Genomic DNA, 8435 nt, shown 5'->3' with positions numbered 1-8435 from the left:
CCCCGGCTGCCGCCCGCCCAGCCGGCCCCCGCGCGCCGCCGCCCGCGGTCGGCCCGCCGTGGCTAATTCAGGAAAACTGTCCGGTGACAGTGCCATTGCCGCCGGACCAGTGCGACGGCCGCCGCATCAGGCCGCAAATCTCCTGAATTAGCCCCCGGGGGGAGGCCGCAGATCTCCTGAATTAGCCCCCCGGGGGAGGCTGTCGGCTGTGGCACCGGCCGCGCACGCCCCCCGTTGTGGGTCTGTCACCTTGTTGCGCTACACAGATACTGTGGAGTGTCACCGACTCACCTTGGACATGTTCCACCGGCGCAGCTGCCTCTGTCCCGGGCTCTTCAGCAGCCGCGTCACGCTCGGGGGAGTGTTTCTGTGTCGAGCCTCACTGAAATCCTGATTTTGCACGGTCTGCTGCCGATCGAGCAGCTCGATACCCTGAAGGCCGGAGACACCGCCGACGAGAGTGCGGTGCGGGCGCTCGTGGCGAGCGGGGTGATCACCGAGCTGCAGTTCGCCCGGGCCAGAGCCGAGCAGACCAGACTGCCGTTCGTTGAACTCATCGAGTACCCGGTCGACCGGCTGGCCCTGTCGAAGGTGCCCGCGGCCATGTGCCAGCGTGACGAGGTGCTGCCGATCGGGTTCGAGGGCAACCGCCTGGTGCTCGCCATGGTCGACCCCGGCAACGTGTTCGCGCTCGACGATGTGCGTGAGGCCGCCCGCATGCGGGTCAACCCGGTCGTGGTTGAACGCTCAGACCTGATGGCCGCGATCGCCCGCTACCACCGCGCCGACGAAGAGCTCAACGACCTCACCTCGACCCTCGAAGAAGAGCTCGTGCCGCAGGAGGACGCCCTGTTCGGCGAGTCCGACTCGCCCGAAGACGCCGCCCCGATCGTGCGCTTCGTGAACCTGCTGGTCAGCCAGGCCATCCAGGACAAGGCCTCCGACATCCATATCGAGCCCGGCGAGCACAGCCTGCGGGTGCGGTACCGCATCGACGGCGTGTTGCACGAGATGCAGAGCGCTCCCAAGAACATTCAGAGCGGTGTCATCTCCCGCATCAAGATCATGAGCGACATCGACATCGCCGAGCGGCGCAAACCGCAGGACGGCCGCATGTCGGTCACCCACAACGGGCGCCAGATTGACCTGCGCGTCGCCATGCTGCCGACGGTGTGGGGCGAAAAGGTCGTGCTGCGTATTCTCGACAACGCGACCGCGAGCATGAACATCAGCGACCTGCAGATGCTCGAAGACAATATGAAAGCCTTCCGCACCGCGTACACCAAGCCCAACGGCATGATCCTCGTCACCGGTCCGACCGGGTCAGGTAAGTCGACGACCCTGTACACGACGCTGACCACCATCTCCAAGCCCGAGATCAACGTGATCACGGTCGAAGACCCGGTGGAATATCGCATGGCGGGCATCAATCAGGTGCAGGTCAACCGCAAGGCCGGCCTCACCTTCGCGGTCGCCCTGCGCTCGATTCTGCGCAGCGATCCCGACGTCGTGCTGCTCGGCGAGATTCGAGATCAGGAGACCGCGAAGATCGCCATCGAGGCCTCCCTCACCGGTCACCTCGTGCTCAGCACCCTGCACACCAACGACGCCCCGAGCGCCATGACGCGCCTGATCGAAATGGGCATGGAGCCCTTTCTGGTCGGCTCCGCCATCGACTGCGTCGTCGCCCAGCGACTCGCCCGGCGGCTCTGCACCCGGTGCCGCATACCCGACACCCGCGACGTGCACGAGCTTGAACGGCTGGGGTTCTGCATCAATACCGCGGCCGCGCCGCCGGTGTTCTACCAGCCGGGCGGATGCGCCGCCTGCTCGAACACGGGATACCGCGGCCGAGTCGCGGTGCACGAGGTGATGACCGTCTCGCACGAGGTCGAACGACTGACGATCGCCCGGGCATCCAGCACCGAAATCGCCACCGCCGCACGCGCGGAGGGCATGACGACGCTGCGCGACGACGGCTGGGCCAAAGTGCGCCTGGGACTGACCTCGATCGATGAGGTGCTGCGCGTTGTTGCCTGACATCGTATTGCCCGACGTCGACCTGCTCGCCGCCCTGCAGGAGGTGCTCGACCGGGGTGCCTCCGACCTGCACGTGACCGTGGGGGCGCCCCCGAGCATCCGTATCGATGGTGCGCTCGCGCCCATCGATGGTGCGACGAAATGGCTGCGCGACCGGGTCACATCCGCTCTGTTCAGCATTCTGACCCCGGCCCAGCGCGAGGAATTCGAGCGCGAGCTGGAACTCGACTTCGCCTTCACGGCGAGCGACGCGAGGTTTCGGGTCAACTACTACCTGCAGCGCAACTCCGTGGGCGGGGCCTTTCGGCTGATTCCGCGTGAGATCAAGCAGCTCGAGGCCCTCGGCGTGCCCGACACCGTGGCCCGGTTCGCGCAGCTGCCGCGCGGCCTGGTGCTCGTGACCGGGCCGACCGGGTCGGGAAAATCCACGACCCTCGCCGCCCTCATCGACCTCGTCAACCGCACCCGCGCCGATCACATCGTGACCGTCGAAGATCCGATCGAGTTTCTGCACAACCATCAGAAATCCCTCGTCAACCAGCGCGAGGTCGGCCACGACACGCACAGCTTCGCGGCGGCGCTCAAGCACGTGCTGCGGCAGGACCCCGACGTGATTCTGATCGGTGAGCTGCGTGACCTCGAGACCATCTCGGTCGCGCTCACCGCAGCGGAGACCGGCCACCTCGTCTTCGCGACCCTGCATACCCAGGATGCCGCCCAGACCATCGACCGCGTCATCGACGTGTTCGCCCCGCACCAGCAGAGCCAGGTACGCTCGCAGCTCGCCGCGACCCTGCAGGGCGTGATCTGCCAGACCCTCGTGAAAAAGGTCGGCGGCGGACGCGTCGTCGCGACCGAGGTGCTCGTGACGACTCCGGCCGTGTCGAACCTCATTCGCGAGGGCAAGACCTACCAAATCGCCTCGGCGATGCAGGCCGGGAAGGCGCTCGGCATGCACACCATGGACCAGCACCTTGCCGAGCTCGTCAACGCCGGCCAGATCACGCGCGAAGCGGCCGAGGAGAAGGCGCAAGACGTGGTCGGGCTCGACCAGCTCATTCGGCGGGCGGCGCCCGACACCGGCACCCGCGCCGCCAAGACCGACTCCGGCATCGACTTTCATGACAGCTATTCCTCGAGGAGGCGCTGATGGCCGCCACCCAGGCCTGGGCCTACAAGGGCCGCGATTCCACCGACAAGATCGTCAAGGGGCGGCTGCAGGCCGCCAGCGAAGACGCGGCCCTGGCCCGGCTGCGCGCCATCGGCCTGTCGCCGATCTCCCTCGACGAGGTCGCGCCGAAGACCGGAATCAACCGCGACATCCAGATTCCCGGCTTCAGCAAGGGCGTCGGGCTCAAAGACCTCGCCGTGATGAGCCGGCAGATGGCCACCATGACGAGCGCCGGCCTCACCCTGCTGCGCACGCTGAACATCCTCGCCGACCAGACCACCCACCCGACGCTCGCCAAAATTCTGAACACCATCAAGACGGATGTCGAAACCGGCATTTCGCTGTCTGAAGCGATGTCGAAACACGCGGTTGTCTTTCCGCCGATCATGATCAACCTCGTGCGGGCCGGTGAAACCGGTGGTTTTCTCGAGGATTCTCTCAACTCGGTCGCGGACAACTTCGAGAGCGAGGTGAAGCTGCGCGACACGATCAAGTCGGCCATGGCCTACCCGGTGATTGTGTTGATCATGGCGGTGGTCGCGGTGATCGGCATGCTGATCTTCATCGTGCCGGTGTTTGAGGGCATGTTCGGCGACCTCGGCGGCGAGCTGCCGTTCGCGACCCAGATTCTGGTGACCCTGTCGGAGGTGATGGGCTGGCTCGCGCCGGTGCTCATCGTCGTCGGCGTCGTGTTCGCGATCTGGTGGGGCAAGAACAAGCACACCGACGGGGTGCGCAAGGTCGTCGACCCGATCAAGCTCAAGATTCCCGTCTTCGGACCGCTGCTGACCAAGCTCGCGATCGCCCGCTTCAGTCGCAACTTCTCGACCATGATCGGCGCCGGCGTGCCGATTCTGCAGTCCCTCGCAATCGTGGGGGAGACCTCGGGCAACTGGGTCGTGCAGCGCGCGCTGCTCAAGGTGCAGAACTCGGTGAGTCAGGGGCGGTCGATCGCCGGCCCCCTCTCGCTCGAGCCCGTGTTCCCGGCGATGGTGACGCAGATGATCGCGGTCGGTGAAGACGCCGGTGCGCTCGAAGCGATGCTCGCCAAGATCGCGGACTTCTACGACCAGGAGGTGCAGGCCACGACGGAGCAGCTCACGGCCCTCATCGAGCCGCTCATGATCGCGTTCATCGGCATCGTCATCGGCGGCATGGTCGTGGCCCTGTACCTGCCCATGTTCAGCATCTTCGACTACGTCAAGTAGCCGCCCGCCACCCGCTGGTTGAGCCGGCGCGCACAGCGCGCCGGTCGAAACCCCGCGAGCCGATCTCCGCACCGTAGGTCGGCTTGGGCGGTATCGACCGGCGAAAAGAGAATAGAACGCCCATACGCCCCCGATCAGGGGTAACGTAGCCTCAACAACTTCTGCCGTATGCGTCACTCGACGCGCGAACGGAGGGGCGGGAGCGTTCTCGGTGTCTGAGGCAGGCTCTGAGGCGACGCCAGAGGGCGGCTACTCCCTCGTCGAGCTGCTCGTCTACATGAGCTTCGCGGTAGTCGTGCTCACGCTCATCGGCGGCATGCTGATCAGCACCCTCGCGGCCGAGCGCACGATATCGGGGCGCACCGGGGCATCCACTGCCGGGCAGATTATTACGCAGTCCATTCACGCGGGGGTGCGCAATGCGGTCGCCCTCGAAACCACCCAGGCCCCGAACGGGCACTTGCTGCGGCTCGCGAACGTGGGCAATGCCGCCGTCGCCACGCCGTACTGCCAGGCGTGGTTCTACGATGCGACGCCGCCGGGACGGGTCTACTACCGGCGCGCCGACGTCTCCGCGGTGCCGATCACGGTTCCGACCGCCGCGCAGCTGTCCAGCGACGGATGGCTGCTGCTCGGCTCCGGAATCGCTCCCGGCACGAGCGTGGCCGCTCCCTGGAAAGTGTCGGGCACTCCCGCCGATACCGTGCGGCTCGAGCTGAGCGTTGCGACCGATGTGGGTGACGCGCCCGCGCCGTTTACGGCCACGAGCACGAGCCGGCAAGACGTGACGGGACTGTCGACATGCTTCGCCTGACCACCGGCACGACCACCGCCCCAGCCGAGCCCCGCGACCGCGGCGCGGCCCTCATCGCCGTGATCGGGGTCATGGCCGTCATCGCGATCATCACCATCACGGTGGCCGGCACGACCCTCAGCGCCCTCGGCGTGACGAGCGCTACCAGGGCCGGCGTTCAGGCGCAGGCCGCGGCCGAGGCGGGAATCGCCGCCGCCAACGCGAGCCTCGCCCGACAGGCCTGCCCGCCTCTCGCCTCACCCGGCGGCGCCCCGCGCTACACGATCAAGCTGTCCTACCAGAGTGGCGGCGGCTGGATCGACGGCTGCCCGCAGTCCGGCAGCACCCGGGTACGGGTGCTCTCCACCGGCACCGCCGACCTTCGCGGCCCCGCCAACAACGCCTCCGGCGACACCCGCACGGTCGAAGCCATCTACGGCTCCGCGGCGACCGAACCCGTCGTCACCGCGGCGATCACGGCCCACTCCGGGGTCGCCTTCACCGACTCGAGCCAGCTGCAGCCCGGCGATGACAACCAGCCCGTTGTTCAGGCCGGCGCCGGAAACGTGAGCTGTGCGGGCTCAAACGTGCTGACCGCCGACCTCGTGATTGCGCTCGGCTCCCTCGCACTCGAGCAGTCCTGCCAGCTGTTCGGCACCGCGCAGGTCGGCGGTCAGGCCCGCATCGCCGGATCGGTGATTGTTCACGGCGACCTGTCGGCGCAGAGTCTGACCACCTCGCAGAGCTCGATCGTGCGCGGAAACGCCGCCATCGTGAAGGCGGCCACGCTCACCGATTCGTCCCAGGTGCAGGGCAACCTGAACGCCGAATCACTCGTCACGACCGGCAGCTCGCAGGTCGGCGGCACCATCACGCTGGGCCCATCGGCGCCCGTGCCCGCCCCGACCGGCCCCCGTTGGGTCGACTTCAGCTACGAGAAACCCGAGTGGACGGGATTCGTCAAGAAGTCCGCCTCGGGGATCTGCAACTTTCTCACCCTGCAGCCGCTCGTCGCCGACGTCTCCTCGCCGGTGCTCATCGATGCCCGCGGCTGCATCGGCGGCATCCGCACGCTGACCGCGGAGATCCTCACGCTGAGCAACGATCTCGTGATCATCGCGAACTCGTTCCAGCTCGGCGGCAGCGCCCAATTTCAGGCGGTCGGCTCGGCGCGCCTCTGGCTCATCACTCCCGATGAAACAAATGATGGTGCCCCGACCTGCGCGGGCGGGCCCGCGGCATCCGTCATCAGCGGTTCGTTCATTGCCGGAACCGGGGTGACCGCCATGCTGTACACGCCCTGCCCGCTCACCATGATGAACTCGGCGATCTGGCACGGGCAGTTCTACGGCGCCACCGTTGGGGTGCGCATGTCGTCGATTCTGCGCTACCAGGCCATGCCGTTTCCGGGCGTGAACGTGTCGAGCGTGCCGCGCGCCGGGGTGTTCGAGCTCGGCGCCCGCGAGTCGCTGCGCGACGTGGCCCGCGACCCGTCGGCCAACGCAGCGGAGGCGACCCAGTGAAGGGCCACGTCGTCGGGGTCGACATCGGAACCTCGGCTGTGCGCGCCGCCGAACTGAGCGACGTCGACTCCGGCACGCCCACGCTGCTGCACTACGCCGAGGCCCCGCTGCCGGTGGGAGCCGTGAACCGGGGCGAGATCGTCGACGCCGCCGCGGTGCGCACGGCCCTCGAACAGATCTGGCAGGTCGGCGGCTTCACGAGCCACAACGTGGTGTTGGGGGTCGCGAGCGATCGGGTGGTGGCCCGCAACCTCACGGTCGCGAGCGCGTCGCTGAAACGCATTCGCGAAGCCCTGCCGCTGCAGGTGCGCGATCTGATCTCCATTCCGATAGAGGATGCCCTGCTCGACTTCTATCCCATTGCGACGACCGAGACGTCGGCCGCCTCCGAAACCCAGGGGCTGCTGATCGCGGCCGCGAAGGCGCCGGTGGTCAGCAATGTGCGCGCCGTGCAGCAGGCCGGACTGCGGGTGCTCGCGGTCGACCTCGTTCCCTTCGCGCTCAGCCGGGCGGTGTACCTCGGCACGGCGACCGACCGGGTGATCGCACAGATCGATGTCGGTGCCGGATCGACGAGCATCGTGATCGCCGTCGACGGGGTGCCGCAGTTCGTGAGGCTGATCGCATCCGGTGGCAGCGATGTCACCGAGGCGCTCAAAAACGTTCTCGGTGTGAACGACACCAGTGCCGAGAACCTGAAACGACTCGTCGGGCTCTCGCACCGGATGACGCTCGAAACGGCGGGCGCAACCACGACCATCAGCGAGGTCACCTACGAACTGCTCGAGGCGCTGCGCAACACCATCAGCTATTTCGGCAGTGTGCGGCGCGACCTGCGCGTCACCCAGATCGTGTTGGCCGGCGGCGGATCCCGGCTGAACGGCTTCGCGCAGACGCTGAGCGACCTGACCGGGCTGGCCGTTGTCTCGGCCGAGCCGGCCGGCATGCTGCTGGGCCCCGGCATCGACGGCGTTCGGCTGCGCGCCACGAAGGGCACGTATCTCGTGGCCTGCGGACTCGCGATGGGGCGGGCATCCGCGAGCCATCTGCGCGTCGAGCCGGGCGGCGAACCGCGCGCCGACCTGCTGCCACCCGAGGTGCGCCTGGGTCAGGCCGAGAAAACGCTGCGGCGCCGATCGGCCGCGGTGGTCGCGCTGGTGGCCGTGCTGGTGGCGACCGGGGTCGGTTTTTCAATGGTCGAGCGGATGCAGGCCGCCCAGCAACGGCAGACCGCCCAGGCCGCGGCGACCCTGCTGATCAATCAGGGCAAGCAGTTCGCCGACCTTCAGCGCCTGAAGAACGACCTCGACGAGGTGCGCGACGCTCAGGGCGTGACGCTCTCGACCGAGATCGACTGGCAGGCGTATCTGGGGCAGCTGCGCGAGTCTCTGCCTGCCGGGGTCAGCATCACGAGCGTGAGTGCCGACGGCGCCACCCCCTTCGCGGACTACGGGCAGTCGACCGTTCCGCTCGAGGGCGAGCGGGTCGCCTCCCTGCGCCTGTCGTTGTCGAGCCCCGAGCTGCAGAGCAACGCGGTGCTGCTGCGCCGGCTGTCGGCGTTGCCCGGCTTCGTCGACGCGACCCCCGGGCAGATCACCCGCACGGCGACCGGCGAATACCTGGCCACGTTCGTGCTGCACATCAACGGTGAGGCGTACTCCGGTAGAGACCCCGCCGAGCCCCTAGCCGGGGGGCAGTAG

6 protein-coding genes are annotated in these 8435 nt (G+C 67.6%); all 6 read left to right on the top strand.

The window, feature by feature from the left end:
- Positions 1–369: 369 nt before the first annotated feature.
- The 6 genes from E3T55_RS01170 to pilM all read left to right on the top strand — a co-directional run bounded on the left by E3T55_RS01170 (position 370) and on the right by pilM (position 8435).
- Positions 370–2040, top strand: coding sequence for a GspE/PulE family protein (locus tag E3T55_RS01170; RefSeq protein WP_134517754.1), 1671 nt, complete (start codon positions 370–372; stop codon positions 2038–2040).
- The gene (locus E3T55_RS01165) at positions 2033–3190 is read left to right on the top strand and encodes a type IV pilus twitching motility protein PilT (protein WP_277613474.1); all 1158 of its coding nucleotides are present in this window, start codon (positions 2033–2035) and stop codon (positions 3188–3190) included. Before E3T55_RS01170 ends, E3T55_RS01165 begins: the two co-directional genes overlap by 8 nt.
- The gene (locus E3T55_RS01160) at positions 3190–4419 is read left to right on the top strand and encodes a type II secretion system F family protein (protein WP_134517753.1); all 1230 of its coding nucleotides are present in this window, start codon (positions 3190–3192) and stop codon (positions 4417–4419) included. The genes E3T55_RS01165 and E3T55_RS01160 overlap by 1 nt, the downstream gene beginning before the upstream one ends.
- A gap of 211 nt (positions 4420–4630) precedes the next feature.
- Positions 4631–5233 (top strand): hypothetical protein, encoded by a 603-nt coding sequence (locus E3T55_RS01155; RefSeq protein WP_134517752.1) that lies wholly within the window; start codon positions 4631–4633, stop codon positions 5231–5233.
- Positions 5221–6735: a polymer-forming cytoskeletal protein gene (locus E3T55_RS20145; protein ID WP_166791638.1), complete on the top strand. Its 1515-nt coding sequence runs from the start codon at positions 5221–5223 to the stop codon at positions 6733–6735. Before E3T55_RS01155 ends, E3T55_RS20145 begins: the two co-directional genes overlap by 13 nt.
- Positions 6732–8435, top strand: a complete 1704-nt coding sequence (gene pilM / locus E3T55_RS01150; RefSeq protein WP_166791637.1) for a type IV pilus assembly protein PilM — start codon at positions 6732–6734, stop codon at positions 8433–8435. Before E3T55_RS20145 ends, pilM begins: the two co-directional genes overlap by 4 nt.

Source organism: Cryobacterium frigoriphilum, assembly GCF_004403305.1.
Classification (GTDB): Bacteria; Actinomycetota; Actinomycetes; order Actinomycetales; family Microbacteriaceae; genus Cryobacterium; species Cryobacterium frigoriphilum.
Note: the sequence above shows the minus strand (reverse complement) of the source record. Positions and strands in the feature narration are given on the sequence as shown.